The organism is Acinetobacter sp. YH12226 (assembly GCF_013417805.1).
Lineage (GTDB): Bacteria > Pseudomonadota > Gammaproteobacteria > Pseudomonadales > Moraxellaceae > Acinetobacter.
Genome location: NZ_VPDG01000003.1, coordinates 136647 through 163084 on the forward strand (window position 1 = coordinate 136647; position 26438 = coordinate 163084).

Annotated in this window: 27 protein-coding genes; 19 read left to right on the top strand and 8 right to left on the bottom strand. The window is 40.3% G+C overall.

Translation table 11 applies throughout. The features are described 5' to 3' along the window. The first annotated feature begins 50 nt into the window (after positions 1 to 50). The 7 genes from FTV08_RS05035 to FTV08_RS05065 all read left to right on the top strand — a co-directional run bounded on the left by FTV08_RS05035 (position 51) and on the right by FTV08_RS05065 (position 7795). Positions 51 to 1472, top strand: a complete 1422-nt coding sequence (locus FTV08_RS05035; protein WP_180086809.1) for an FAD-dependent oxidoreductase — start codon at positions 51 to 53, stop codon at positions 1470 to 1472. 182 nt (positions 1473 to 1654) lie between these two features. Next, on the top strand, positions 1655 to 2245 hold the full coding sequence (locus FTV08_RS05040; RefSeq protein ID WP_160240905.1) for a LemA family protein: 591 nt from the start codon (positions 1655 to 1657) through the stop codon (positions 2243 to 2245). A 29-nt stretch (positions 2246 to 2274) separates the two neighbouring features. Beyond that, positions 2275 to 3315, top strand: a complete 1041-nt coding sequence (locus FTV08_RS05045; RefSeq protein ID WP_180086810.1) for a YgcG family protein — start codon at positions 2275 to 2277, stop codon at positions 3313 to 3315. After that, a complete protein-coding gene (locus FTV08_RS05050) occupies positions 3309 to 3869 on the top strand; it encodes a TPM domain-containing protein (RefSeq protein WP_180086811.1) in 561 nt (186 codons plus the stop codon). The genes FTV08_RS05045 and FTV08_RS05050 overlap by 7 nt, the downstream gene beginning before the upstream one ends. Before the next feature lie 211 nt (positions 3870 to 4080). After that, the gene (locus FTV08_RS16365) at positions 4081 to 4461 is read left to right on the top strand and encodes a prepilin-type N-terminal cleavage/methylation domain-containing protein (RefSeq protein WP_180086812.1); all 381 of its coding nucleotides are present in this window, start codon (positions 4081 to 4083) and stop codon (positions 4459 to 4461) included. A gap of 54 nt (positions 4462 to 4515) precedes the next feature. Then, positions 4516 to 6144: a PglL family O-oligosaccharyltransferase gene (locus FTV08_RS05060; RefSeq protein ID WP_180086813.1), complete on the top strand. Its 1629-nt coding sequence runs from the start codon at positions 4516 to 4518 to the stop codon at positions 6142 to 6144. A 16-nt stretch (positions 6145 to 6160) separates the two neighbouring features. Beyond that, the gene (locus FTV08_RS05065; protein WP_180086814.1) at positions 6161 to 7795 is read left to right on the top strand and encodes a PglL family O-oligosaccharyltransferase; all 1635 of its coding nucleotides are present in this window, start codon (positions 6161 to 6163) and stop codon (positions 7793 to 7795) included. 49 nt (positions 7796 to 7844) lie between these two features. On the opposite strand, the gene bfr is transcribed toward FTV08_RS05065, so the two are convergent. The 6 genes from bfr to gmk form a co-directional block, all read right to left on the bottom strand. Further along, positions 7845 to 8309, bottom strand: a complete 465-nt coding sequence (gene bfr / locus FTV08_RS05070; RefSeq protein WP_180086815.1) for a bacterioferritin — start codon at positions 8307 to 8309, stop codon at positions 7845 to 7847. Between the two features lie 236 nt (positions 8310 to 8545). Continuing rightward, positions 8546 to 8740: a bacterioferritin-associated ferredoxin gene (locus FTV08_RS05075; protein WP_004644972.1), complete on the bottom strand. Its 195-nt coding sequence runs from the start codon at positions 8738 to 8740 to the stop codon at positions 8546 to 8548. Between the two features lie 220 nt (positions 8741 to 8960). Then, positions 8961 to 9344 carry a RidA family protein gene (locus FTV08_RS05080; RefSeq protein ID WP_004644973.1) on the bottom strand — a complete coding sequence of 128 codons (384 nt, stop codon included), beginning with the start codon at positions 9342 to 9344 and terminating at the stop codon, positions 8961 to 8963. Between the two features lie 75 nt (positions 9345 to 9419). Then, complete coding sequence (locus FTV08_RS05085) at positions 9420 to 11525, bottom strand: bifunctional (p)ppGpp synthetase/guanosine-3',5'-bis(diphosphate) 3'-pyrophosphohydrolase (protein ID WP_180086816.1); 2106 nt, start codon at positions 11523 to 11525, stop codon at positions 9420 to 9422. A 215-nt stretch (positions 11526 to 11740) separates the two neighbouring features. Then, positions 11741 to 12022: a DNA-directed RNA polymerase subunit omega gene (gene rpoZ / locus FTV08_RS05090; protein ID WP_004281186.1), complete on the bottom strand. Its 282-nt coding sequence runs from the start codon at positions 12020 to 12022 to the stop codon at positions 11741 to 11743. A gap of 76 nt (positions 12023 to 12098) precedes the next feature. Further along, entirely contained in the window at positions 12099 to 12722 is a 624-nt protein-coding gene (gene gmk / locus FTV08_RS05095) for a guanylate kinase (RefSeq protein ID WP_180086817.1), read from the bottom strand. A 134-nt stretch (positions 12723 to 12856) separates the two neighbouring features. Here gmk and ispH point away from each other — a divergent pair, with 134 nt between their 5' ends. From ispH to rplS, 12 genes are all read left to right on the top strand, one after another. Next, positions 12857 to 13807, top strand: coding sequence for a 4-hydroxy-3-methylbut-2-enyl diphosphate reductase (gene ispH / locus FTV08_RS05100; RefSeq protein ID WP_180086818.1), 951 nt, complete (start codon positions 12857 to 12859; stop codon positions 13805 to 13807). Positions 13808 to 13968: 161 nt separating this feature from the next. Beyond that, entirely contained in the window at positions 13969 to 14454 is a 486-nt protein-coding gene (locus FTV08_RS05105; RefSeq protein ID WP_218947163.1) for a GspH/FimT family pseudopilin, read from the top strand. Positions 14455 to 14456: 2 nt separating this feature from the next. Beyond that, positions 14457 to 15005: a type IV pilus modification protein PilV gene (pilV, locus tag FTV08_RS05110; protein ID WP_180086820.1), complete on the top strand. Its 549-nt coding sequence runs from the start codon at positions 14457 to 14459 to the stop codon at positions 15003 to 15005. After that, complete coding sequence (locus FTV08_RS05115; protein ID WP_180086821.1) at positions 15005 to 15973, top strand: PilW family protein; 969 nt, start codon at positions 15005 to 15007, stop codon at positions 15971 to 15973. Before pilV ends, FTV08_RS05115 begins: the two co-directional genes overlap by 1 nt. Further along, complete coding sequence (locus FTV08_RS05120; RefSeq protein WP_180086822.1) at positions 15974 to 16747, top strand: pilus assembly protein; 774 nt, start codon at positions 15974 to 15976, stop codon at positions 16745 to 16747. 21 nt (positions 16748 to 16768) lie between these two features. Beyond that, complete coding sequence (locus FTV08_RS05125) at positions 16769 to 20686, top strand: PilC/PilY family type IV pilus protein (protein WP_180086823.1); 3918 nt, start codon at positions 16769 to 16771, stop codon at positions 20684 to 20686. 12 nt (positions 20687 to 20698) lie between these two features. Continuing rightward, the gene (locus FTV08_RS05130) at positions 20699 to 21151 is read left to right on the top strand and encodes a type IV pilin protein (protein WP_180086824.1); all 453 of its coding nucleotides are present in this window, start codon (positions 20699 to 20701) and stop codon (positions 21149 to 21151) included. Then, positions 21145 to 21576, top strand: a complete 432-nt coding sequence (locus tag FTV08_RS05135) for a type IV pilin protein (RefSeq protein WP_180086825.1) — start codon at positions 21145 to 21147, stop codon at positions 21574 to 21576. Before FTV08_RS05130 ends, FTV08_RS05135 begins: the two co-directional genes overlap by 7 nt. 149 nt (positions 21577 to 21725) lie before the next feature. Beyond that, entirely contained in the window at positions 21726 to 21983 is a 258-nt protein-coding gene (gene rpsP, locus FTV08_RS05140; RefSeq protein WP_004281198.1) for a 30S ribosomal protein S16, read from the top strand. Positions 21984 to 22013: 30 nt separating this feature from the next. After that, positions 22014 to 22562 carry a ribosome maturation factor RimM gene (gene rimM, locus FTV08_RS05145; RefSeq protein WP_004281200.1) on the top strand — a complete coding sequence of 183 codons (549 nt, stop codon included), beginning with the start codon at positions 22014 to 22016 and terminating at the stop codon, positions 22560 to 22562. 28 nt (positions 22563 to 22590) lie between these two features. Further along, on the top strand, positions 22591 to 23325 hold the full coding sequence (gene trmD, locus FTV08_RS05150; RefSeq protein WP_086044411.1) for a tRNA (guanosine(37)-N1)-methyltransferase TrmD: 735 nt from the start codon (positions 22591 to 22593) through the stop codon (positions 23323 to 23325). Positions 23326 to 23510: 185 nt separating this feature from the next. Next, positions 23511 to 23885, top strand: coding sequence for a 50S ribosomal protein L19 (rplS, locus tag FTV08_RS05155; RefSeq protein ID WP_004281205.1), 375 nt, complete (start codon positions 23511 to 23513; stop codon positions 23883 to 23885). Between the two features lie 522 nt (positions 23886 to 24407). Here rplS and FTV08_RS05160 read toward each other — a convergent pair. Together FTV08_RS05160 and FTV08_RS05165 are read right to left on the bottom strand one after the other, a co-directional pair. After that, entirely contained in the window at positions 24408 to 25388 is a 981-nt protein-coding gene (locus tag FTV08_RS05160; RefSeq protein WP_180086826.1) for a triacylglycerol lipase, read from the bottom strand. Between the two features lie 69 nt (positions 25389 to 25457). Further along, the gene (locus FTV08_RS05165; RefSeq protein WP_180086827.1) at positions 25458 to 26426 is read right to left on the bottom strand and encodes a triacylglycerol lipase; all 969 of its coding nucleotides are present in this window, start codon (positions 26424 to 26426) and stop codon (positions 25458 to 25460) included. Positions 26427 to 26438 lie beyond the last annotated feature (12 nt).

Here is a 26438-nt window from a genome sequence, read left to right on the forward strand (position 1 = left end):
GCAGATGTAAGGCAACTGTGAACCCCTTACATCTCCCCACGGAGAGAGACATGGCAGAACGCCTGAATAATGACTTTCAATTCCTGGATGTCGCACGCCAAGATCCAGAGAAAAAAGAGATTGATGTCCGCAAAGCAGAATTTGTGGAAATTTATAAGCCTTATACAGCGGAAATTGCAGCCAATCAGACACATCGCTGTCTAGGCTGTGGTAACCCGTATTGTGAGTGGAAATGTCCGGTACATAACTATATTCCAAACTGGTTAAAACTGGTGTCTGAAGGCCGGTTGTTCCAGGCCGCTGAACTGTGTCATCAGACCAATACCTTGCCGGAAGTCTGTGGCCGTGTCTGTCCACAAGACCGCCTGTGTGAAGGGGCGTGTACCCTGAACGACGGTTTCGGTGCAGTGACGATCGGGAATGCAGAAAAATATATCAACGATACCGCCTTTGCATTGGGCTGGCGTCCAGATATGTCCAATGTGCAATGGACCAATAAGAAAGTCGCAATCATAGGTGCAGGTCCTGCCGGACTTGGCTGTGCAGATATTCTGGTGCGTAACGGGGTAAAACCTGTGGTCTTTGACAAACGTCCAGAAATCGGTGGTTTGCTAACTTTTGGTATTCCAGAATTCAAAATGGAAAAAGACGTAATGAAACGCCGTCGTGAAATTTTCACGGGTATGGGGGTGGAATTCCGTCTGAATACTGAGATTGGTACAGATGTGACCATCGACCAGTTACTTGCAGATTATGATGCGGTATTCATGGGCATGGGCACCTATACTTATATGAAAGGTGGTTTTGCCGGTGAAGATCTGGATGGTGTGTATGATGCACTGGATTTCCTGATTGCGAATGTCAATCGTTGTCAGGGCTGGGAAAAAGATCCGGCTGAATACATCAGTGTTGAAGGCAAAAAAGTCATCGTTTTAGGCGGTGGTGATACGGCTATGGACTGTAACCGTACTTCGATCCGTCAAGGTGCTGAATCGGTCGTCTGTGCCTATCGTCGTGATGAAGAAAACATGCCAGGTTCACGCCGTGAAGTGCAAAATGCACGTGAAGAAGGGGTGAATTTCCAGTTTAACCGTCAGCCGATCGAAGTTGTTGGTGAAAATGGTAAAGTGACCGGTGTGAAATTTATTACTACTCAGCTAGGTGAGCCGGACAGTCGTGGTCGCCGTAGTCCAGAGCCGATTCCGGGTTCAGAAGAAATTCTTCCAGCGGATGCAGTCCTGCTTGCTTTTGGTTTCCGTACCAGCCCAGCAGACTGGTTCACCGATGTAGAAATCAATCTGGACGGTTCAGGTCGTGTCGTTGCCGCTGAGCAGCAACAATACAAATTCCAGACTTCGAATCCAAAAATCTTTGCTGGTGGTGACATGGTTCGTGGTTCTGATCTGGTGGTAACTGCAATCTGGGAAGGCCGTCAGGCAGCTGAAGGTATTCTGGATTATCTAGATGTTTAACAGTTGAAAATTCACTGAAATCATTCAAACAACCCGCTACGGCGGGTTTTTTATTTTTGGATATTGTCTAACTTAAGAGAGGCCATTAAAAAAGATTATAAAAAGTAACAAAACTTTAGAAAATACTGTTTAAAATCAAATTAATTATATAAATTTTAATAAAGAATTGAGGACAAGATATCATGCGTGTATTCAAACAATCTCTTATCGCCTTGATGCTGGCCAGTACCTTGACCCTGAGTGGTTGTGGTTATAATACCTTACAAGTCAAAGATGAAGCAGTAACGGCAGCCTGGTCTGAAGTTCAGAACCAGTATCAGCGTCGTGCCGATCTGGTGCCAAATCTGGTGAATGTCGTAAAAGGTTATGCCGCGCATGAAGAGCAGGTGCTCACAGAAGTCACTCAGGCACGTGCCAATGTAGCAGGCCTCAAAGTCGATCAGGAAGTACTGGAAAATCCTGAATTATTCCAGCGTTATCAGGAAGCACAGTCGCAAATGACCAGTGCTTTGTCACGTTTATTGGCGGTCACTGAAAACTATCCAGACCTGAAAGCCAATCAGCAGTTCCGTGATTTACAGGTGCAGCTGGAAGGTACAGAAAATAGGATTGCTGTGGCACGTAATCGTTATATCACCACAGTTCAGGACTTTAATAGCTACGCACGTCAGTTCCCGCAGGTCATGACGGCAAAAGTAATTGGTATGGATACCAAACCAAACTTCAGTGCCGAGCAAAGTGCTCAGAAAGCTCCAACGGTGTCTTTTGAATAAGTAATATCTGTAGATAAGTGAGAGATCAGATGCCTGAAATACTGCTGAAATACTGTGCTGGGTTGCTCCTCATATTGGGTATGGGGCTAACAACACCTGCTTCAGCAGAAACAGCCACAGCTACGGATACTGAAGAAGTCATCGTGGCGCGTGAAATCTTACAGCCTAAAACTGGTCAAAATGCTCCAGTTCAAGAAACTGGGGCTACAGCAGCGTCGCAGCCACAAATTGCCAATGACATGGCTGAAGGGCAGTTGCAGCGGGACTTACCAAGTCTGAACGAACCGGTCATTGATCAGGCAAATTTACTCAGTCCCACTGAAAAACAGCAACTCAATCAGCGTATTCTGAAACTTTATAATGAAGGCAAAGGGCAAATAGGTGTGGTCATTGTTCCAACCACAGGGCAGGAAGATATTTTTGATTACTCTATGCGTGTCGCTGAGGCCTGGCAGCTTGGCTCGGCTAAACGTGATAATGGTTTATTGATGACCATTGCCATCAATGATCGCCGCATTCAGGTTTTGACCGGTTATGGTCTGGAAGGCGTATTGCCTGATATTGTGGCAGGGCGGATTATCAATGACAAGATCACGCCGTATTTTAAACAGGGCCAATATGCGCAAGGGATCGACTCAGGACTGGCTGAAATAGAACGGATTTTAAATCTTGATCCTGAAATTGCAGCACAGGCAGCAGATGAACTGAAAGAACGTCAGGAACAGGCTTATCAGGCACAAAAAGCCAGTAAGGCGACGTTCAGTAGCGTACTGTTTATTATTGTTGCTGGGGTCGTCGGCTCCATGATTTTTGGCAGAAAACTCAGTGCTGCGACTGCCGCAGTTGCAGGCACAGCTGCCGGTCTGGTCAATGGCATGGGTTTAATTGCCAGTTTTATGATTGGTGCCGGGGTGTTCTTTTTACTGGTCACCTCGCTTGCGCAACTGATTTTACATGCCTTTATGGCAGGTGGTGGCCGTGGCGGCAGTGGTCGTGGTGGTTTTGGGGGCGGCGGCTTCGGCGGTGGCGGTGGTGGATTTGGTGGGGGAGGAGCATCAGGCTCATGGTAACAACGACAGATACGACAGAAATTGTCACGCGGCCGAAGTTGGAAGAACATGCACAGCCGAGTCTTAAGCGCTGGCTCAAGCATTTCTTCTATATGCCGGCAACCAAACGTTTTTTTTCCAAGCAGGATCAGCATGCGATTGCAGTGGCAGTGGAAGAAGCCGAGCATGGACATGTGGGGGAAATTCAGGTGGTGATTGAAGGCTGTCTGCCTTCGCGATCTGCTTATTATCAAGATACGCTTTGTCGGGCCCGACAGTTATTTGCTGAAATTGGAGTTTGGGATACTGAATATAATAGTGGGGTACTGCTCTATTTGAATCTGTGCGAGCATAAGGTTGAAATTGTGATTGATCGGGGAATTAAGAATGCAACGACCCAGCAAGTCTGGGATGAAATCTGTCAAAGCATCATTCAAAATCTGGCTCAACAGGAGTTTACAGAAGGTGTCATTGAAGGTGTAAAGCAGATTGGAGAAGTATTGGATCAATACTATGATCGGAAAATAGATGATTTAGAAGATGAATTAGGGAATAAACCGATAATTCTGGGGTGATTTTAGTTAACTAACTGACAAAATTTGTCAGTTAGTTACACAAAATAAAACATAAGGATTACAAAAATAAAAATATTTTTTTAAAGTGCTGTTTTTTCTCTCAATTTTATTATAATAAAACTTGGCACACTTAGTGCTAAATATAAAATTAAGCTAAATGAGCTTTTTCTTTAGGCTTATAAATGAACAATAAACATTTGTGGAGAATGTTATGAATGCTCAAAAAGGTTTTACATTAATTGAATTAATGATCGTTGTTGCGATCATTGGTATTTTGGCTGCAATCGCGATTCCTGCTTATCAAAATTACTCTAAGAAATCCTCTCAGAATGCATGTTTAGCAGAAGTAAAAGCTTATGCAAATACTGTTTATACAGATATTAATGACCCTAACGTTAGTGCTGCTTCCGCTTTGACTACGGCTAAAGCGGCTTCAGCACCTGTTGGAGCATGTGCATCAGTTACTATCACTGGCGATATCGCAGCTCCTATAGTTGAGGGTGTAATTAAAAATCCATTAGACTCGACTAAGCCTAAAGTTAAGTGTGAACTAGCAAATAATGTTAAATGTACGGCTGGCGTAGCAGCATAAAAAATGAAAAAAACCACACTATTAACTAGTGTGGTTTTTTTATGAGATTTTACAATGGAAAAAATATGTATTTTAGTTTTCTTTTTTCTTTTAGGAATATCTTATTTAATTCCACTTCATTTTAACCCTTGGTTAACATTTATAAGTGAAATTCTAGTTTTTGTAGGTTGTATTTTTTTAACAGTAAATCTTTTTAAAAATAAAAATATTATTTTTCCAAAAATTATTATTCCTATTTTTTTGCTATCATTACTTCCTTTGTTTCAATATTTTTTTGGTCAAGTTTATTTTTTTAGTCATGCAATTTTAAATACCATTTATATACTTACATCATTTTTAATAATTGTGGTTGTCTACAATATAGTAAATGAGCATGAAAATGAAAAAAAATATTTTTTTATAAAACTAAACTGGACGTTTGTTGTAGTTGGTTTAGTTAATACTTGTTTGGCAATATACCAGTGGTTGAATCTGGATTTCAACACATCTTTAGTCACGTCACTTGAAGGCTCACGACCTTTTGCTAACTTTGCACAACCTAATAATATGGCAACTTTTCAAATTATTTCTTTTTTAAGTTTAATATATTTATATTTAAAGCAAAAAATTAATTTTTATTTACTTTTAATTTTATCTATAGTTTTTATATTTTCTATTGCCTTAACTCAATCTAGAACAGCAGTTGTTGCACTTATATCTTTGCTGTTTGCTTTAGTTTTTTTTATAAAAATTATACATATAAAAGTATTGGTTTATTATTTTATTTCAGTTCTTATGTATTTTTTATTCAGTATTTACTTAGTAAATATATCAAATTTTATAGCAAAAATATTTGGATTGAATATTGTTAATATTAGTTCTAGTGTCGAAAGAGGTGTAAGTAGTAGTGGTCGTATAGATTTTTGGATTCAAATGTTCTATGCAATTCTGGAACGGCCTTGGTTTGGTTATGGTTGGAACCAAACAGCACTTGCACAGTATCAAAATATGGATAAATATCCAATTAGTGTTTGGATAACAAGTAGTCATAATTTATTGGTTGATATAATAGTATGGTGTGGAATTCCTATTGGGATATCATTTATTTTATACTGTGTATATTTGATTTCTAGTTCAATATTAAAAATAAAAAAAATAGAGGAACTATTTGCTTTTTGTATGATTTTAACTTTTTTGGTTCATTCAATGCTTGAGTATCCTTTACATTATGCATACTTTCTAATTCCTTTTGGAATTTTTTTGGGATTCATATTATCAGCTAATTCAAACTTAAAATTCTATACCTTTTCTTTTAGATATCTTGGTATATATACTCTTTGTCTAATGGCTGGTTTGTTATTGGTTTGGAAGGATTATTTGCTCTATATTGAAGAAAATCATAGAGCTATTGATCATAGTTTATATACCTCTAATATAGAATTTCAGCAGAAACGAGATTTATATATTTTAGATGAATTAAATTTTAGATTATATTGGATTGCTTTAAATCCAAAACAAAAATTAAGTAAGGAGGAGATTGAGGCTATTGAAAAAATGGTTTCTCTTTATTTAACACATTTTGATTTATATAAGTATGCAAAAATTCTAGCATATAATGGCTATGAAAATAAGGCTCGCTATCATCTACAGTTGATTAAACAATTATATGATGTTGAGCGGTCCTATAAAAATTTGTTAAAATAAAATTTTGTGATTTTGAATGAAATTCACGCTTGCCCTCATCGCAGCAATTCTTATTTCTCTCGCATGGCTCATGCCCATTCACTACCGCCCCTGGGTGACTTATACGGGGGAGCTTTACGCATTCTTTGCTCTATTTGCATTAGCTGCAATTTGCTTAAAAGAAAAACTCAAAATTCCTGCGGTCAGTTTGCCATTCTTGCTACTGGCTTGTGTTCCTCTTGTGCATTTTCTGGCAGGACAGGTATTTTTCTTTAGCACTGCCATGATGGGCTTTATTTTCGTCTTTAGCTTTTGGCTGGCCAGTGTTTTGGGTTATAACCTTTCAACAGGAAACTATAACCGAGAAGAAACTTTCGCTAATCTGAGTTATGTATTTTTAGCTTCAGGTACAGTCACAGGCATTATCGCACTTTGCCAATGGACCAATCTGGATGCAACTTTGCCGGGTATGGTGAATATCAGTGGCAATCAGCGGCCTTATGCCAACTTTGCCCAGCCCAATAATATGGCAACCTTTTTGCTCATGTCCTTGATGGGTTGCCTTTACTTATATGAAAAGAAAAAAATCCAAACTAAATGGCTATTTTCATGTGCGGCAATCATTGTCGTTGGTGTGGCGTTAAGCCAGTCACGTACCGCATGGGTCGCCGCGACCGCGATCATATTGTATTTAGCTTTCTATCAATACAAAGGCATTATCCGCCTGAAATGGTATTACAGCACCGCTTGGTTCCTCTTCTTTATTTCCTGTATTGTGGCTTTTCCATTACTCAGTCAGCTCGCTGCACAGGCAATGGATACGAACGTCGTACAAAGCAGGGATGTGGTAGCGCGTGCCACCGGCGATATGTCACGCCTCGCAATCTGGCAGCAAATGATTGCTGCGATTCAGGCGCAGCCATGGTTTGGCTATGGTTGGTATCAAACTAGCGCAGCGTTCGTTTCAGTCAGCGATACTGTACAAGGCCCGGTGTGGATCCGTAGTGCGCATAATTTTATTATTGATTTCCTGATCTGGAATGGACTGATCATCGGTCTGCCTTTCTTGGCATATTTTGGTTATTTAGGCTTTCAGTTACAGCGCTGGGTGAATACGCCAGAATCTGTCATTGGAATCTTGATGATCGGGGCTTTTGTGACACATGCCATGTTTGAGTTCCCGCAGCACTATGCCTATTTTCTGCTACCAGTCGGTTTTATTCTGGGTACGGTTCTGGCACAAAATCCAAAAATTAAAACAGTGGTTATGCCATCAATCGGCATGAAATTCATTTTTGCTGTTGGGTTACTTTTATTGATTGTGATTTATCGCGACTATGATGTTGCGGTGCCAAAACTCGGACAAAGTATTCGTTATGAAAAGCAGCCGGAAAAAATCACTAATGAAAAACCGATTTATCTGCTGACTGAGTTTAATCATCGCATTGCCTGGATTCGTCTGAATCCTTATAGCAAAGCGTCTGCTGAACAGATTCAGGAAAGTGAACAAATGGTCTTGAGTTATCCGACTAAATATAACCTGATCAAATATGCCAAACTTTTAGCTTTTAATGGATATGAGGCGGAAGCCAAGCACCAGCTGCAACGCTTAAAGACTATTCAGAAAACTGAAATGAGTTATGAAGAACTAATGCAGCATGTACCTCGTTAAATACAAAAAAGCCAGCAGATGCTGGCTTTTTCTTGGCTTAACTTTAAGTTTAGAGCTGACTTTGAATATAGTTTTCGATACTAATACTTTCGATCAGATCAATCTGCGTTGTCGTCCAGTCTAGATAATTTTCTTCTTTCTCTAGAATTTCCTGAACCAGATCACGTGTTACATAATCCATTTGGGTTTCAGCCAGCGCGACTGCTTTCTGGATGACTTCAATATTTTCTTTAACTTTACGCACATCACAATGCAGTACTTCTTGAGTATGCTGACCGATATACAGTTTGCCCAGATTCTGTAAATTTGGCAGACCTTCCAAAAATAAAATACGTTCAATAATTTTATCGGCATGTTTCATCTGAACAATGGATTCTTTATATTCTGCCGAGCCCAGTTTCTCAATGCCCCAGTCATTAAACATGCGCGAATGCAGGAAATACTGGTTAATAGCAGTTAAGTGGTGATACAACACCTGATTGAGCTGATTAATCACATCACGATTGCCTTTCATCGCATGACTCCATTTGGACCTGTTTTATCTTTCTAAGAAAGCGCTCTAATCCTGATAGTAAAGCAAGTCAGGGGCAAATGGCGAGTAATTTATGGAACAGCAAATGAAAATCGACATCGAATCGATCCAGACTCGGATGAGTGGCAATAAAAACCCGCCAGAGTCAAAGGCGGGGGAGGAGTAATGATCAAAGATCATTGTTTTTCATTATGCTTATAAGGAGAAATATTTTGAATTTATGCTGCAACAGCCAAGCGTGCTGCAATTTGTGAAACTTCATCACTGATGATCATACGAGCTTCTGGTGCACAACGGCCACAGCAAGTTCCCAAGTCCAACATATCGCGGACATCACGATAACTTTCAGCGCCATTTGCAATAGCATCTTTAATGTCTTGATCTGTAATGCCACGGCATAGACAAACGTACATAGGACACAACCACAGTGATTAAATAAGATAAGTAATATTATTGATAATTGTTATCGTTTGTCAATAAAAATCATTTGAAATAGCTTTTATCATGATTGATGATTTAGATAAAAAATCACTGCCTGAGCGGAAATCCAAGTACTGCTTAGATTTCCGCACAAGAGTGATTTGTGATTTAGAATGAGATATTGCAGGGCGGGAATTAAGTGGTTTTTATAACTTATTGATTAATGATGACAATACCATCCATTTCAACCAAAGCATCTTTAGGCAGGCTGGCGACACCTAAAGCGGCACGTGCTGGATAGGGCTGGGCAAAATACTCACCCATAATTTGATTGACCAGTTGAAAGTGAGATAAGTCGGTCAGGAAAATATTCAGTTTGGCAATATCTGCCAAAGAGCCACCAGCGGCTTCACAGACTGCTTTTAAGTTATCAAACACCCGGCGAATTTGAGCTTCAATGCCTTCAACCAGTTCCATACTATAAGGATCCAGGCCAATTTGACCTGATAGATATAAGGTATCACCCACTAAAATGGCTTGCGAATAAGTGCCAATCGCAGCAGGGGCATTTTCAGTATGGATTACTTGGCGGGACATTAATTTCTCCTTTTATCATCGACATACATCATATTCGATCAATTCGGCCGATCAAAGCACTATCGTTTTAAATGATTAACTCGCTTTAGAGGCTTCACTGAAAACGACGGGCTGTGCCAGACGGATAATTCGCGGGAAACCGAAATACATGCGTAAATCCCGGATAATCTGTGCAATCTGTTTACGGTTATGCACCACGATATTGACGTAAGTTTTGTCATCCTGAGTGCGCACCATTTCCACCCCGGAATGCGCTTTACGACATTGGTAAATCAGGTCGGAAATCTGCTCGTCATTCATGTCCAGGTCAATGCTGAGATAGGCAGTAAAGCTGATATCTTCCAGATCATCAGAGGTCCACTGCAACAACATGATATTTTCTGGATGCTGATGCTGTTCATGCAGCAGGTTATGGCAGCGCGCACGATGCACAATCAGACCGCGACGGGTCAAATGCCCCTGAATTGGATCACCCAGCACAGGATTGCAGCAATGTGCATATTTGACATCGACACCTTCCGTTCCCTGAATTAGACGGTCTGAGCTGGCGATATTCTGATGCTGATCTTGGGCAAATAAATGGTTGGCCACCAGTTGTGGTAATAAATCACCGACTGCAATCTGTTCAAACAGCTGTTCTTTGCTGGAAACATGGCGCCATTCCAAGAGGTTTTTCCAGTCTGCTTCAGTCAGATCACGAATAGAACGATGGAACAGTTTCAGTGCACGATTGAGTGCCTGTTGTCCGACCAGACGTTGCTCATCTGGATCTTGATCACGCAGAATATTCTGAATAGCGCGACGGGCTTTCTGGGTATTAATAAAACTGAGCCAATCTGGGTTAGGCGTCGCAAGGACATCAGTAATAATTTCTACCACCTGACCACTGACTAGAGGTGTTGAAAGGGGCTTGGTTTCATTATTAATTTTTGCACCCACCGCATGATTGCCTAGGAATAAACTCGCGGCATAAGCAAAGTCAACCGCCGTGGCGCCTTGTGGCAATTCATGTAAATGGCCGTGCGGGGTATAGACCCAGATTTTTTCTTGGTGCAGATAGTCCAGTAATTCACTAAAAGTGGTTTTGGCACATTCACCATCGACCAGGACATTCAGATTCTGCATCGAGGCCTGAATCGCAGAGCGGCAGGCCTGCGGGGCACTTTCACCGAGTACGACGCCAAAACGTGCTGCTTTACGCATCAGTTCGGTTTGAATGGTGAGCGACAGGGTCGTCTCTTCGCCTTTCAAGCGCATCATCAAGGACTGGTTGCCTCCCGGTAATGGACGGCGGATATGATCTTCATAACTCTGGATTTTAAAGCTTTGGGTCAGAATTTCTGCCAGTCGGTCACAGTCCGCGATGCTCTGTAAAATAATCTCAAAAGCATGGCTATGCGTCAGCTCTTGCAGGTCGATATCATTTTTGACGAAGTGGCGCAGTAGCTCAATATTGTTGTTTTTCTTTTTGATCCGGCCTTGAATGGCATGCTGTTGCAGCAGTTCAGTCAAGTTCTTTTCCCATTTGGCCTGATATTCACAGCGTTTCGGCTTGGTTTCCTGTAGTGCGGTCTGAACGTTATTGTACATATCCAGATCAAGATTCTGATAGCACAAATGTTCCAGATTGTCGGCCATTTCATTCATGCCGACAATACGTGCCATTGGCACAAAAATTTCAAAGGTTTCGCGGGCAATACGCGCACGTTTGTCCGGACGTAGTGCATCCAAAGTGGTCATGTTGTGATAGCGGTCGGCCAGTTTCACAATAATGACACGTGGATCTTGTAGAGTCGCTTGCAGAATTTTCCGGAAAGAAGCTGCTTTATTATATTCTTTATCGCTGGAATGACTGAGTTTGGTGACACCATCGACTAGTTCAGCGACGGTAAAACCAAAAATCTTGCTAATATCATCTTTGTTGAATTCAGTATCCTCAATCACATCATGCAGCAGGGCAGCCATTAAGGTTTCAGTGTCCAAACGCATATGCGCCAAGATACAGCTGACCGCAATCGGATGCAGAATATAAGGCTCACCACTTTTACGCACAATCCCGTCATGCGCCATATCGGCATAATCACAGGCCGCAAGCACACGTTCGACATCGCTTTCACTTAAATACGCATCGATAATGATCTCTAACTGCTGCTTGGCTTGACTGACCTGTGGGCCTGGCATAAAACACCTTTTTCAACTGAATTTTTTACAAATAAAACGTGAAAGCGCTTTAGAAATGTGAATTTCCTGGTTTGATGGTTTTTGGCTGCTAGCGAGCAGAAAACCAATACAAACTTGATAGCTAACCCTTATGTTATAACCGTTCTGGCATAAATATAAAAGTCACATAACAAAAAAAGCCTAGTTTAGAACTAGGCTTTTTGAGTGACGATCTCTTATTGGAAAGAAAAACCGTCTAAGTTTAGATTATTTGCAGAAAGTGCAAGATCCAAGCTTGATGTTTGATAGTCTTGATCACGTTGTTTCAAAATGTCTTTTGATACATGACCTGAAGCGATTTCACGTAAAGCAACAACAGTCGGTTTGTCATTGTCCCATTCTACAGTTGGTTCAATACCTTGACGTGCCAATTGACGCGCGCGCTTGCTTGCCACTAGTACAAGCTCAAAGCGGTTGTCTACATGGTCTAAACAATCTTCAACGGTGACGCGTGCCATAAGAATTCTCGTTTGAATAATAAATTTTAACAGACTGCACAGTATAAAAGGCTTTGTCTATAGACTCAAGTTTTAATCACTGTTCAGTTGGTGTGATGAGCTGCTGAATCAGTTTTTCATGACGGTTGGCCTGTTGCGACAAGGTCAAGCGGTTAGCGATAATGACCGCTTCCAGGTCATGCAGCGCCTTATTAAAGTCATCATTGATAATAATATAGTCAAAGTTGCTATATTGTTGCATATCTTCTACCGCGCAGCTGAGACGATGTTCGATCACATCCACCGTGTCGGTGCCGCGGTTAGACAGGCGTTCACGCAGGTCAAACTGGCTTGGTGGCAGAATAAAGATTTGTTTTGATTCAGGAAATAAGCGACGGACCTGTTGCGCACCTTGCCAGTCAATTTCCAGTAGCACATCATGACCTTTAGCCAGTTGCTCTTTGACTGTGGCTTGCGCAGTACCGTAGTAGTTACCAAATACTTCGGCGTATTCGATAAAACCACCTTCATTGACCAGATTTAAAAAATCTTCTTTATTGGAGAAATGATAGTGTACGCCATCGAGTTCGCCAGGTCGTTGACCGCGTGTAGTGTGTGACACAGAAACGTGAAGATTGTTGACACGCTCAAGTAGGGCTTTAACAAGGGATGTTTTGCCTGTTCCAGACGCTGCAGAAACGACAAACAAGAGACCCGACATGATATTTTTCCTGATATGATAAAATATCTTCTCTATTTTAGAGTAGAGCGACTTTAAACTAAATAGTTGTACGTCGATTGTTTTACATTTATTTCAATTGTTGCAGCATAAATTGAGTGAGTATTGAGGATTCTATGGAAATTGTTTTAGCCAACCCGCGTGGTTTCTGTGCTGGTGTGGATCGTGCCATTGCGATCGTGAATCGTGCCTTAGAATGTTTCAATCCACCGATCTACGTGCGTCATGAAGTCGTACATAATAAATTTGTTGTAGATGACTTACGCCAACGCGGTGCAATTTTCGTTGATGAACTGGATGAAGTTCCCGATGATAATATTGTGATTTTTAGTGCACATGGTGTTTCTAAAGCAGTCCAGCAAGAGGCTGAACGCCGTGGTCTGAAAGTTTTTGATGCCACTTGCCCCTTGGTAACCAAGGTGCATATTGAAGTGACCAAATATGCTCGTGAAGGGGTTGAAGCGATCTTGATTGGTCATGAAGGACATCCGGAAGTTGAAGGCACCATGGGGCAATATGACAAAAAAAATGGTGGTGAGATTTATCTGGTGGAAGATGAAGAAGATGTCGCCGCTTTAACGGTACGCAATCCTGAAAAAGTCGCTTTTGTCACGCAAACCACTTTATCAATTGACGATACGGCGAAAGTGATTGATGCTCTTCGCCAGAAATTTCCGCTGATTCAAGGCCCACGTAAAGACGATATTTGCTATGCAACTCAAAATCGTCAGGATGCTGTACGTGACTTAGCTGAACGTTGTGATGTTGTGTTGGTAGTCGGATCTCCAAATTCATCAAATTCAAACCGCTTACGTGAGCTCGCTGAACGCATGGGTAAAGCTGCTTACCTGGTCGATAATGCCGATGAGCTAAAGCAGGAATGGTTTGCAGGTAAGTCCCAAATTGGTGTAACTGCTGGAGCTTCCGCACCAGAGATTCTAATTAAACAGGTGATTCAGCGGCTACAGGACTGGGGTGCGCAGGCACCGCACGAATTAGATGGAAGAGAAGAGAATATAACTTTTAGCCTGCCAAAAGAATTACGTATTCCAGTCACTCAAGCTTAAAATGTAACGTACTTATCACCTGAATTATAATTTTAAAAAAACAGATAACTATTTTTGCAGTTATCTGTTTTTTTATGCCATTCATCTCTATTTGTGTGGGTTTTGTAATCTAATTGGATACTATTTTTAATGAGGTAAGGTTTTGTTGCTTTGAGGGCAGGATGCAAAAACTAAAAGGATTCACATTAATTGAGCTCATGGTGACGCTTGCGGTAATAGCAATTGTGGCTAGTATTGCTGCTCCTAAATTCCAAGATACGATGGATAAACGATCTATTCAAAAGACGGCTACAGATTTAGAGAAAGCTTTAGTACAAGCACGAGCAGATGCAGTTTTATACCGTAAAGAAGTTACTGTTTATTTTGGTGTTAATGGTATTGACGATCCTGCTCATCGCTATTGGAAGCCTGCCGAAGGTGTAACGTTATCATTTATTGAGGGTACATGTACAGGAACTACATGGTCTCAGGCTGTGATGGGATCTCCGCTTAGTTCAATTAAATTTCTACCTCAAGGGAATGTAAGTGGATTGCCTGCAAATTTAGAAATAAAAATAACAAATGCTAGTACTCAAAATTATATTACTTTAACTAATTTTGGTCGAGTGTCATCTAGCAAAACCTCTGCATTTGTTGGGAGTTGTTAATAATGAAAATTAAAACTCAACACGGTGTAGGACTTATGGAAGTGTTAGTAGCGCTTATTTTGCTTTCAATAGGTGTTCTGGGATTTTCTATACTGCAGGTACGTGCAATGGATGCTTCTTTAGATGCATCAAAGCGAATACAAGCAATGAATTTAGCAAGAGATCTATCTGAAAGAATGCGCGCAAATAAGTCAGGATTGTCTAAATCAATAACTGTGACTGAAAATGAGATTGATAAGCTTGTTGACGCATATAGTAATGCAATGTCGGGAAAATATTATATTTCAAGTCATACACCCAATTGTATTGGAAGTACAAAATGTTCAAGCAAAGATTTTGCACAAGAAGATGCAAATCAAATTCTTTATAGAGCCTATACATCAGGTATGAAGATTGCACTCAATGACTGCCCTGGCAATATGAGTTTAAATCGCTTTTGTGTTTATGTAGCTTGGGGGGAGACATTGCCAAAAGATGGTGGAACAAATGCATGTACTAATAGTGGAAGCTTGACGTCTAACTCTAAATGCATAGTTCTGGAGGCATACTAATGAGGTACTCAAAAGGTTTAACACTCATTGAATTAATGGTTTCCTTAGTTATCGGTTTAATTATTATTGCTGCCGCATTTCAGCTCTTTTTAACAGGAAGTATTAATTATAATTTACAAAAAAATCTGGCTGAACTTCAAGATAACGGTAATTTTGGTCTGAACTATCTTATAAAAGATATTAAATTAGCAAATTTAGATGCCGATTTGGCAATAATAAATGATCGAAATCAATATAGTGGTATTGTTCTCACCAGTTCTAAAAGCTATACCTCTTTAGCTGAAGAAGATAAAAAAGTTCAGTCTGCGAATCTCCCATTATATCTAACAAATTCATCTGTGGAACTTAGTCAGCTCACTAGAGCTAAAGTAGGGCCAAGTAATGTCAATGTCGCGAGTGACCAGTTAGTCATTCAATATAAAGCATTTGATCCTCAAGGATTTGATTGTGAAGGAAATGCGATTACTCAAGATGAGATTAATGAAGGTTTATTTATTGTACAACGATATTTTTTGCGAACAGATGGAAAGGATACAGATTTAGCTTTAGCGTGTGATGCTGGCCGATATAAAACCTTGGTGCCTACTGATAATCTGCCAGGGGGGATCAATGGACTAGGGGGCAATGGTCAAATCGTTATGCGACGAGTGGACTACTTTCATGTGCTGCTTGGGGTCAAACAAAATAATAGTGATGAATTTAGTTATATGACAATTGATCAATATATGGGAAGCACAAATAGTTTGGTGAAAGATGGGGCTCCGCGTGCACGTATTATGTCTATTCAATTAGGGGCCCTAGTACGTGGTTTTGATTCAGTCGCAGGGAATGAAGTAATGCCGACAGAATTTAGGGTGTTAAATCAAAATATAGAATTAGACGGTAGCTTGACAGAAAAGTATGTAAGAGATGTGGTAAGCCAAACAGTCGCATTAAGAAATGGCTATGGTCTTATGGAGGAGTTGTAAATGAAACAGTTCCAAAAAGGTGCAACATTAATAGTTGTATTGTTCGTACTGATATTTATGATTCTCATAGGGACACTTGCTGTAAAGCAAAGCTTGGTAGGTTTAAATGTTGCCACAAATAGTCAAGCACAGAGTTTAATGAAGCAAACAGCAGATTCTGTATTCTTTGCTATAGAAAGAGATAATCAAAACTCTGCAACTTTTCAAAAAAATTTAAGTGCTTTAGGTTTATTTGGAATGGTGAAATCTGATGATTTTATTTATAAAGAATTAGTTTTTTGTTTTAGACCTAAATCTCAAAATAAAGTTTTTAATATACAAAAGGCAAGTATTATTTACCCTACTAATAATACTAATGGAATCAATAATTCCAGTTTAGGTACTGCGGGATTTTGTGAGTACACGTCTTCAGATTATAGCAGTAGCCGTGACGTTATGATTTCTCAAGTAGCTGTTAAAAAAAGTAGTTTGCAGACAGATATACCTTTTAAATTTTATCCTTTAGGAACTGATACTTCAACCGTGCAACTTGATCAGGTACAACCTATTCAAATTGTTGTGACTACGATTATTCCTGGTGCAGCAAGTAGTTCGGGTATAGGTTGGTCATCGTTTAATACTCAAATAAATGATTGTTTTAAGAAGCGTATTAATTTCAAGTCAACAGATTATCCAGGTCAGCAAACCGTAGCAGAGTGTTTTAGTGCATTAGGCGTTCCATATAGTCAGCAAGTTATGGATTATGCTGTTATTAGTTATGCATCTAAAAGTTAAGGAAATTTTTGGGGATTTAAAATGAAAACTAAATATAAAAAAATTACTGTCATCATGCATACGGCTATTATGACATCCTTAATTTGCTCTGCTTTACCTAGTAATGCTAGTGACATTGAACTCTACAAAGCTCCACAAGCAAGTGAAACGACTTTGATGTTCATGCTAGATGTTTCAGGAAGTATGAATCCAGGGAGTAATAACTACAGTGAGAATAGATTAAAAAGCTTAAAAGACGGTATGACTACATTACTGCAAGGCGACTCTATTCAAGGAATAACACCCTTACCGGATGAATTGGTTGTAGGTTTGGCAACCTTTAATGATAAAACCGGAAGAATGAAATTAGAGGCTAAGGCCTTAGGAGATCCAACTCCGTTAGCTGGAAATAGACCCGTTTATAAAACGACAATTAATTATAAACAGGATATCAGTCATACACTAACAGTGACTAAATTGGATGTGCAAAAGCAAGAAAGAACACAAACCGTTTCTAGTAAAAGAGATTGTTTTTGGATTTTTTGTGGTGATTATTATCCTGCCAGTGATAATTGGACTCCAACTAATACTTCTACTGCAGGATGGGTGAATACAACCAACACATCAAATAGTAATACATCTGAAACTGATTGGGTAAATGTCGGTCAAGCTAAACAAGAGGGAAACACAATTGCTCAAGAGTGTGTGGATTGGAATACCAATTTAACTTGTAAAACTAACTCTTGGGTGGCTAGCAGTAAACTACCAACAGATTTTCCAGGAACTACTACAACTTCATCTAATAGTACTGCTACTCAAGGAGCAATAGTTAATGGTAATAGTACAACTATAGGACCTACAGCAGGTTCTTGGACTTCAGCAGAGGAAGTATTGGGCTCTCAAAGTTGTAGTTCATCTGGCTGTACCCGTAAACAAAGTAGAAGCTTAACTACTACAACTACTACTAACACGTTGCAGAGTTCTACATGGTCATATACCACTACTACAATATATGGTGGGGTAGCTTATGAAACTCATCGTAAAAAAATGTTGCGTGAAGTTAATGCTTTGACAGCAAAGGATGGAACGCCTACTGCATTTGCTTATGCCGAAGTTGCTGCTTATCTATTAGGACAAACCACTAAAGGGAAATCTGGAACAGGGTTTGCTGAGTCTACAACTGGAGATATCAGAACAGCTGATATTTATAACAACCCTCCACAAATTGATAAAAATAAGCAATGTAATACACAAGGTATTTATTTTCTAACTGATGGGGTACCAGAGTACTCCAGTTCTACGAATGCTGAAGCAATTACACGGGCTGCATTAAATGATGAAAGTTTTGAATGTAGTGATACAACCCTGACTTCAGGCCGAAACTTTTATAATGGAGATATTTCCAAAAAAAATTGGCAATGTATTGGTGGATTGGCCAAGCGACTGAAAAATGGCACAGTAAACGATACGAACCAACCATTAAATAATCCTAAAGGTGTTTCGATACTTACAGCAGTGGTTGGATTCGGTAGTACATTATCTGAAACTACTGGGCAATATGCGAATGATGTCGCAGCTGCTAAAGAGTGGGGCGCATTGGGCGGTGGTAAATATTATTCAGGAAATAATGACCGTGCTGTTGTATCTAGCGTTATTTCTTTTTTGAAAGACCTTGATAAGTATATCCCACCAGTCACTACTGGATCAGTCACTATTCCGGTAGATGCCCTAGACACTCAAAATATCCAGCCTTGGGGGTATTTCCCTCAATTCGATCCTAAACCAGATGCACTGGGCGCTGCTGGGGTGTCAACTTGGTTAGGGAACCTGAAAAAATATAAAGTAATTGATCAGGTTTTATATGATAAAGACAATAATACTATTACAAATTCACAAGGACTAATTAAAGACGATATTAATGATTATTGGGCTGATCCAAGTATCTTAAAATTGATTACAAAAGAGATAAATGGTGAGAAAAAATCATTTAATGTGAAAGTTGGCGGCGCCTTAAGTAAAATGTTTTTAGGATATGATGCTGTACGATTTCCAAAAGAAAGAAGAATTTTTACCGACCGTACAATAGCACAAGATACAATTGATCCTACTCAGAATAAAATTGGTTTAATGGCCTCAGGTGCATTAAAGCAAATTGGGAGAGATGATTTTCTTACAACAAGTAATAATAAATTTAAAGAAGATCCTAAACGAGCTTATCTTTTGTCTTTATTTGGATACCCAATCGGTAAGGATTTAGCCTATAACATTGATTTATATCCTAAAGAAGAGGTTTACCAAACTGAATTACAGCAAGTACTAAATCAGGTCCCAAAAAGAGATTGGTTAATGGGTGCGGTTATGCATTCAAAGCCAATTTTATTGACGCAACAAGGTACAACTACGTATGAAAATGATATTTTAACATTTACAAACCGTGATGATCTAATTGTATATGGTAGTACCCAAGGGATGCTGCATATAGTTCGCGCTGGCAAGAATGCAACAGACAGTGATGCTGGAAAGGAAGTGTTTGCTTTTGTTCCTTCAGAGATGATTGAGAATCAACCTAAAGCATTTTTATCTCAAGATAATCAGGTTTCCGACTTAAAATATGGTATTGATGGGCAATGGACAGCTCATACAGAATATGTAACTAAATCTACCAGTACTACAAATGCCAACCCTACAGTAACAGTAAATGGAGGTAAGCAATGGTTATATGGTGGCTTACGAATGGGAGGAAAAAGCTACTATTCTTTAGACTTATCTGATGTTACCTCAACTTCAGGAACCCCAAAGCTAAAATTTAAAATAGCACCGTCTGGAACTTGTACTAGTAGCAATCCTTTAGGTTGTATGGGGCAAAGCTGGTCAAAACCAACTATTACATGGGTAAATTGGCAAGGTAAACGTAAATTGGTCATGCTTGTTGGGGGAGGATATGATACACGTTATGAATCTGGGGTAGATTACAATCCATCAGGTATTGATGAAGGTGCCGGAATCTATATGTTTGATGCTGATGATGGGTCTCTTCTTTGGTGGGCAAGTGCAAATATAGGATCAAGCAACACAGCTACTAATAAATATTATGATGCTAACCTAAAACGAAGTGTAGTTGGTGGAATTAAGGCTGTTGATAGAAATGCAGATGGGATTGCAGACCATTTATATTTCGGTGATTTAGGGGGGCAATTATGGCGAGTAGATTTAAATGGAAATAAAAATGCTGGGTTAAATGGAACTACAGGAGGGAATTTTGCTCAGCGTATAGTTCGACTCCTTGATATGTCTGGAAGTAATGCTCCAAGATTTTATACAACACCCACTTTCACGATTCATAATTCAGGAAATACTACATTTGGTGTAGTTACTCTGGGTTCTGGAAACTTAAGTTATCCAATGTCAGCTCAAGACAATGAAAAAGAAGCAGTTTATGTAATATATGATAAAGATGTAGCTAGACGTAATTTATCAGTTCTAAAAAATACGGAATTATATACAAAAGATATAAAACCAACTGGTTTATCAGGCAATGAATTGGTAGCCAATCAGAATGGGAATACCTTGGTTCCGCTTTCAAAAGGAGGATGGTTCTATAATCCTGGAAGCAATAAGAGAATATTAAATGATCATGTGGCTATCGATAATGATCTATATGTCAGCATTTTTAATGCCAATATTGATATTGATACCGTAGGTTGTTCTGGAGGCGTAAGAGGGGCAAGTAATGTTACTCAATTCTGTCTTCCTTTTGGACAATGTACTGTTAAAAAAGGTAATAGCACTGAAGTTGTAAATAGACCAAACGATGTATTTTTAGGAAAGGGTAATATTGGTATTAGCTTTGGTGGTGTTGACACTAAACGAGGCTTAGTTCTTAACTTACCTACTACAGAAACATTGAAAACCTATCAAGGTAAGACGAAATTTATTTCGCAGCGTTGGTATGAGCGTTAAGGAGAAATTTGAATGCGGTATAGCAGAGGTTTTACCTTAATTGAGCTTATGATTGTAGTAGTGATCCTAGCGATCATTGCTGCAATTGCAATACCTAATTACCAAGAAACTGTCAGGAAAAATAAAGAAGCTAAAGCTCAGCAAGAAATACTTAAAGTTGCTGAACAATTAGAACGTTACCGAGCAAGAAATTTTAATTACAGAAATTTTACTGCGACAAATGTTCAGCTTCCAGCGGGGTATAGCTTAAATATTTATGATTTAGATAGTACTACGAAAGAGCTTACTGACGGGGTGCAGGGGCGAGGATGGTATATTAAAGTCAAACCAGATACTAATCCTAAAAATCACTACTTTTTAATGAGTAGTAATGGCTTGAAATGTAAATCGATTGCTGAAAGTGATATCGATTTTAAATGTGAACCTTGGAATGAATCTACAAAAGCAGGAAGCCAACCATGGTAAGACAGCATGGATTTACATTAATTGAACTTATGATTGTAGTCGCGATTATTGGGATATTGGCAGCTATTGCATATCCAAGTTATACACAATATGTAATTAAATCAAATCGAGTTGATGTACAAGCTGAAATGACGCGAATTGCTTCATTGATGCAAAGACATAAAGTAATTAATTCAACATATATCAAAAAAAATGGCCAGCCCTTAACCTTATCAGACTTAAATGTATCCTCGGATTATCCGAGTACTAGCAAAAAACTATATGAGCTAAACTTAGCTAATGTTACTGCAGATTCTTGGATCTTGACTGCGACGCCATATGGAACACAAGTAGGTAACGGCAATATTGTTTTAAATTATGAAGGTCATAAATGCTGGACAAAAGGGTCTACATGTACTGTGTCAGCAACTTCTAATTGGGATTAATATTCTAATAAATCCAAAATTCTACCTAAACACTTTTTGATCTTTCATTCAGGACAAAGTTCAAGTAAAATACTGCCCTCTATGAAAGGGGTTTGAGCTGTATCGATGGTCGGTACAAGGATAATCCGTAAAAACTATAAGGTTCTATCATGGTTGTAATTCGTCTTGCACGCGGTGGTGCTAAAAAACGTCCGTTCTATCAAATCATTGTGACTGATAGCCGTAATGCACGTGACGGTCGTTTCATCGAACGTATCGGTTTCTTCAACCCTACAGCTCAAGGTAAAGCAGAAAAACTTCGTTTAGATGCTGACCGTTTTGCTCACTGGGTTTCTCAAGGTGCTCAACCTTCTGATCGTGTTGCTTCTTTAGCTGCTCAAGCTAAAAAAGCTGCAGTTGCTGCATAATTTTTATATAAATTAGGTAGTAGCTTGCCCATGACACCAACACAGAATGTTCCCGAAGATCGTATTCAGATTGGACAGTTGCGTTCAGCATATGGATTAAATGGGTGGCTCTGGGTCTATTCCAATACAGAACCCATGAGCAACATATTTGACTATCTGCCTTGGTACATTGAGACCAAAGCAGGTTGGCAAATTGTCGATGTAAAACGTTGGAAACCACATGGTAAAGGCCTGGTTGTTTCGCTGAAAGGTGTGAGTGATCGTACTGGCGCAGACGAACTGGTTGGCTCCAATGTCTGGATCTCTAAATCGCAACTGCCTCAAGCTGGTGTAGATGAGTATTACTGGTCTGATTTAAAAGGTCTAACTGTGTTAGGTCTGGATGATGAAGAACAAGAAGTCAATCTCGGTCAAATTTTTGAGCTGTTTGAAACAGGTGCTAACGATGTGATGGTGGTTCGCGCAACTGCCGACAGCATTGATGGCGAAGAGCGAATGATTCCATGGCATAAAGATGTGGTGCAACGCGTTGATCTTGAAGCTGGTCGTATCTACGTCAATTGGGGCGTAGACTACTAAAAATTTTTCGGAAATAAGGGAGTCTGCGATGTTTTTTGCAGTCATTACGCTTTTTCCTGAAATGTTTGAAGCGATTACAGCCTATGGTATTAGCGGGCGCGCAGCAAAACGTGAATTGATGCAAATTCATTGCATCAATCCTCGCGATTATGCGACGGGCAACTATAAACGCGTGGATGAACGTCCATTCGGTGGTGGTCCGGGTATGGTGATGATGGCTGAGCCTCTGGCAAAAGCAATCCAGCATGCCAAAGAGCTTGCAACGCAAGCGGGTGCAGTTCAGGTTCCTGTGGTGTATATGTCACCGCAAGGAAAGACCTTAAGCGAAACTGCGGTACAGGATTTTGTCAAATATGACGGAATCATCGTACTGTGCGGACGTTATGAAGGCGTCGATGAACGTTTGATCCAGCAATATGTTGATCAGGAATGGTCAATTGGAGATTACGTCTTGTCGGGTGGTGAACTTCCTGCGATGGTTTTATTGGACAGTATTATCCGGAGACTTCCGGGTGCGATGTCTGATGAACAGTCACACGTGCAAGACTCATTTGTGGATGGTCTTCTAGATTGCCCACAATATACCAAGCCAGATCATTTTGAAGGTTTGGATGTGCCTGAGGTGTTAAAGTCCGGGCATCATGCCAATATTGAAAAATGGCGGTTTTTGCAGCGATATCAGCGTACACTTGAACGCCGCCCAGAGTTGGTGGAAAAAGTCGAACTGACCAAGCAGCAGAAAAAATGGCTAAAAGATTTGTAAGATATTGATGAGTGATCATTTCTATCTTCAAGCAAGTACTTAAAATGATTTAAGTATTCTTTAATAGGCTCTTTATGGTTGAGATGGTCAACCATAAAGGGAAAGATAATCGGGTGTATGCGCTTTAGCCTCTATACCCAGCGATGATCAGACCTCTTCTGACTCGCATATATTGGAGATACCCCATGAGCGGTAAGCATCCTTTAGTTCAAGTAATTGAAAACGCACAATTGAAACAAAACATCCCTGCTTTTGCACCAGGTGATACAGTTATTGTTCAAGTTAAAGTAAAAGAAGGCGATCGTGAGCGTTTGCAGGCGTTCGAAGGCGTTGTAATTGCTAAGAAAAACCGTGGTTTGAACTCTGCGTTCACAGTACGTAAAATTTCTAGCGGTGTTGGCGTTGAGCGTGTATTCCAAACTCACTCTCCAATCGTTGCTGGTATCGAAGTGAAACGTCGTGGTGACGTTCGTCGTGCTAAACTTTACTACCTACGTGAATTGTCTGGTAAAGCTGCACGTATTCGTGAAAAATTACCAGCTCGTAAAACTAAAGCTTAATTTTAAGCTTTATACGAGTGAAAAAATGCGCCTTTGGGCGCATTTTTTATGCCTAATTTTTATGTAGATTTATTCGAAATGTTCCTGCAAAGGCAAGATCATAGCATCCAAAATATCCAAGAAAATTTTATGAATAAACATCAGGAATAATACAAAATATCCCCAAGACTGGAATCCTGCATTAAAAAGTTGAATGCAAATAAAACATTGTGTGATAACCAGTAAAATACTGATCCATACATTTGCGATAATATGTCGATGACAAGAGGGGCAATAATAAGGCTCATATTTTTTAAATTGAAAAGGATTAATGACTTTTCGTTTGCAACAGGGACAGGTTCTTTTAAATTTGTTTTTGATTTCTATAGAACGTATCTGCATTTATTTTATTTCACAGTTCTTTTTATATTTGATGAATATTTTATATGCAGTTTGATCATGATTAACAAGTAAATTTCAAGAAAAAATTTAGAGAAAAATAAGATAGAAAAAGCCTCTGGAGGAATAGAGGCTTGTGTAACTCTATAAACCTTGCAGTTTTAAGCGGTTGGCATGTTGACGATAGGCAGCAACTGGATCAGGTGCCAAGGTACCTTTAATGCCAAATAGCAAGTTGATTTCATCCAGATGATTCCATGGATAATCATCACGAATCGTTTTACCAAATTTGGCACTACATACCGAGACGATTCCATCATTCGCGCCAGCCTTACTCGCAGAAAGTAGATCCAAGGCTTTCATGGCGGCATCACTGACATCTAGGAGATTAGTCACGGGTTGATTGCCGGTCATTGAATACAGTGCAATGCCTTGGTCTGTATATTTGCCTTCACCACATGGGCTCAGCGAAAGCCCGAGTTTAAAGCGCTGGTTAAATTCGGCTGTGCCTTCAATTGAGGTGCTGTGTCCTGCTGCAAGGGCGTTGTGTGGGAAAGCTTGACCGTCTAAGCCTTGTGCCCACATGATGACGTTGCCAAAACTGCTGATCAGGGTATTAAGCAATTCAGATGTACCGGTTTGATTAGCAAGTCGCATAACATCAGAGGCGACAATCGTCCCTTGGTTGGCGCCGCCCACAGTCATCACTGAGGCTACATGTTGCGGCATCACCCCGGCTGCATAACGCACGCTATGTGCACCATGACTATGACCAATTAAATTCAATTTTTTTGCGCCGGTGATCGCCATGACTTCTTTCAGTTGCTCCACATATTGTTCACCTCTGATTTCGCTAGAATTGAAAGGTGAGATGCGGGTGGCAAAGGCAGTTGAACCATTACGGGCTAAATCAGGCAGAATTTGATACCAATAGTCCATGCCTAAGGCATCAAAACCAATGCGATTAAAGCCGACCATGCCATGTGCAAATACAATCGGGTAGCGTGTTTTGGCATAATTCGACACAACAAATCTGGATTCTGCTTGCTGCAAATTGGAAGCCTGCACATATTGGCCCGTAAATAACATACAGCATAAGGTTATAAAATGCGTTCTAATTTTCATAAAGTTCCATTTTGGCGGTTTAAAAATTAAAAAATCCCTGCACATTGTGATGACAGGGATGAGATTGAATTACAAGCCTTGCAGTTTTAAGCGGTTGGCATGCTGGCGATAAACATCGACTGGGTCTGGAGCAAAGATATTTTTTAACCCGAGTAACTGGTTCACTTCATCCAGATGGTTCCAGTTGTAGTTATCCCGAATGGTTTTACCGAATTTGGCACTACAGCGGGAGACCAGACCATCATTTTCCTTGCCGCCATCAATGAGTAAAGCTGTAACTTTAAGTGCTGAATCAGGATCGAGCGGGTTGGTGACTTGGCCTACACCTGTGAATGAATAGTTGTAGATACCTTTTTGTTGATATGCACCTTCACCACAGGTGGTAGTCGGCATACCGAGCGGATATTTCTGGTTGAATTGAGCAGATCCTGCCAGGGTCAGGCTGCGACCACCAGCCAGAGAATCATGCGGGAAACTGCTCGGATCCAGACCTTGTGCCCAGGTGATAGCTTTAGACACCAGGTTGATGCCATCGACTAAAGGCCCTTGTATCGGTGTACCTTCTGCTTGCAGGATCAGGTCTGCCACCGGAGAGCCCTTATGCGGAGCACCGACGGAAGTCAGGGAAGCAACTATTCCATTCCCCGCACCTGCGACATAACGAATGGTCGGGCCGCCATGCGAATGACCGATCAGATTGACTTTCTTTGCACCGGTAATGGCCAGAATTTCATTTACTTGCTCTAAAAGTTGCTCACCACGAATTTCCGATGAGTTAAAAGGCGAGACACGTGTTGCCCAGACATTGCCGCCATTACGCGCCAGATCCGGTAAAATCTGATACCAGTAATCCAGTCCAAACTGGTCAGTACCGATCCGGATGAAACCCGCCATCCCATGTGCAAAGACAATCGGATATTGGGTCTTGGCATATTGTGAACTGGCTTTTGCTGTGACCTGATTGGCCTGGGTGGATGCTTGGGTGCTGAGACATGTACCTGCCAGCAGCAGGCCAGTGATTAATATTCCGAATTTCATTATATTTTCCTC

What these genes read in the sequence shown, in the direction of transcription:
- FTV08_RS05120 (WP_180086822.1), top strand. Translation starts at nt 15,974, where the DNA reads ATGAAACAGTTCCAAAAAGGTGCAACATTAATAGTTGTATTGTTCGTA.
- FTV08_RS05115 (WP_180086821.1), top strand. Translation starts at nt 15,005, where the DNA reads ATGAGGTACTCAAAAGGTTTAACACTCATTGAATTAATGGTTTCCTTA.
- rimM (WP_004281200.1), top strand. Translation starts at nt 22,014, where the DNA reads ATGACACCAACACAGAATGTTCCCGAAGATCGTATTCAGATTGGACAG.
- FTV08_RS05060 (WP_180086813.1), top strand. Translation starts at nt 4,516, where the DNA reads ATGGAAAAAATATGTATTTTAGTTTTCTTTTTTCTTTTAGGAATATCT.
- ispH (WP_180086818.1), top strand. Translation starts at nt 12,857, where the DNA reads ATGGAAATTGTTTTAGCCAACCCGCGTGGTTTCTGTGCTGGTGTGGAT.
- FTV08_RS05130 (WP_180086824.1), top strand. Translation starts at nt 20,699, where the DNA reads ATGCGGTATAGCAGAGGTTTTACCTTAATTGAGCTTATGATTGTAGTA.
- FTV08_RS05035 (WP_180086809.1), top strand. Translation starts at nt 51, where the DNA reads ATGGCAGAACGCCTGAATAATGACTTTCAATTCCTGGATGTCGCACGC.
- FTV08_RS05050 (WP_180086811.1), top strand. Translation starts at nt 3,309, where the DNA reads ATGGTAACAACGACAGATACGACAGAAATTGTCACGCGGCCGAAGTTG.
- FTV08_RS05135 (WP_180086825.1), top strand. Translation starts at nt 21,145, where the DNA reads ATGGTAAGACAGCATGGATTTACATTAATTGAACTTATGATTGTAGTC.
- pilV (WP_180086820.1), top strand. Translation starts at nt 14,457, where the DNA reads ATGAAAATTAAAACTCAACACGGTGTAGGACTTATGGAAGTGTTAGTA.
- FTV08_RS05160 (WP_180086826.1), bottom strand. Translation starts at nt 25,388, where the DNA reads ATGAAAATTAGAACGCATTTTATAACCTTATGCTGTATGTTATTTACG.
- bfr (WP_180086815.1), bottom strand. Translation starts at nt 8,309, where the DNA reads ATGAAAGGCAATCGTGATGTGATTAATCAGCTCAATCAGGTGTTGTAT.
- rpoZ (WP_004281186.1), bottom strand. Translation starts at nt 12,022, where the DNA reads ATGGCACGCGTCACCGTTGAAGATTGTTTAGACCATGTAGACAACCGC.
- gmk (WP_180086817.1), bottom strand. Translation starts at nt 12,722, where the DNA reads ATGTCGGGTCTCTTGTTTGTCGTTTCTGCAGCGTCTGGAACAGGCAAA.
- FTV08_RS05125 (WP_180086823.1), top strand. Translation starts at nt 16,769, where the DNA reads ATGAAAACTAAATATAAAAAAATTACTGTCATCATGCATACGGCTATT.
- rpsP (WP_004281198.1), top strand. Translation starts at nt 21,726, where the DNA reads ATGGTTGTAATTCGTCTTGCACGCGGTGGTGCTAAAAAACGTCCGTTC.
- FTV08_RS16365 (WP_180086812.1), top strand. Translation starts at nt 4,081, where the DNA reads ATGAATGCTCAAAAAGGTTTTACATTAATTGAATTAATGATCGTTGTT.
- FTV08_RS05080 (WP_004644973.1), bottom strand. Translation starts at nt 9,344, where the DNA reads ATGTCCCGCCAAGTAATCCATACTGAAAATGCCCCTGCTGCGATTGGC.
- rplS (WP_004281205.1), top strand. Translation starts at nt 23,511, where the DNA reads ATGAGCGGTAAGCATCCTTTAGTTCAAGTAATTGAAAACGCACAATTG.
- FTV08_RS05105 (WP_218947163.1), top strand. Translation starts at nt 13,969, where the DNA reads ATGCAAAAACTAAAAGGATTCACATTAATTGAGCTCATGGTGACGCTT.
- FTV08_RS05075 (WP_004644972.1), bottom strand. Translation starts at nt 8,740, where the DNA reads ATGTACGTTTGTCTATGCCGTGGCATTACAGATCAAGACATTAAAGAT.
- FTV08_RS05045 (WP_180086810.1), top strand. Translation starts at nt 2,275, where the DNA reads ATGCCTGAAATACTGCTGAAATACTGTGCTGGGTTGCTCCTCATATTG.
- trmD (WP_086044411.1), top strand. Translation starts at nt 22,591, where the DNA reads ATGTTTTTTGCAGTCATTACGCTTTTTCCTGAAATGTTTGAAGCGATT.
- FTV08_RS05040 (WP_160240905.1), top strand. Translation starts at nt 1,655, where the DNA reads ATGCGTGTATTCAAACAATCTCTTATCGCCTTGATGCTGGCCAGTACC.
- FTV08_RS05165 (WP_180086827.1), bottom strand. Translation starts at nt 26,426, where the DNA reads ATGAAATTCGGAATATTAATCACTGGCCTGCTGCTGGCAGGTACATGT.
- FTV08_RS05085 (WP_180086816.1), bottom strand. Translation starts at nt 11,525, where the DNA reads ATGCCAGGCCCACAGGTCAGTCAAGCCAAGCAGCAGTTAGAGATCATT.
- FTV08_RS05065 (WP_180086814.1), top strand. Translation starts at nt 6,161, where the DNA reads ATGAAATTCACGCTTGCCCTCATCGCAGCAATTCTTATTTCTCTCGCA.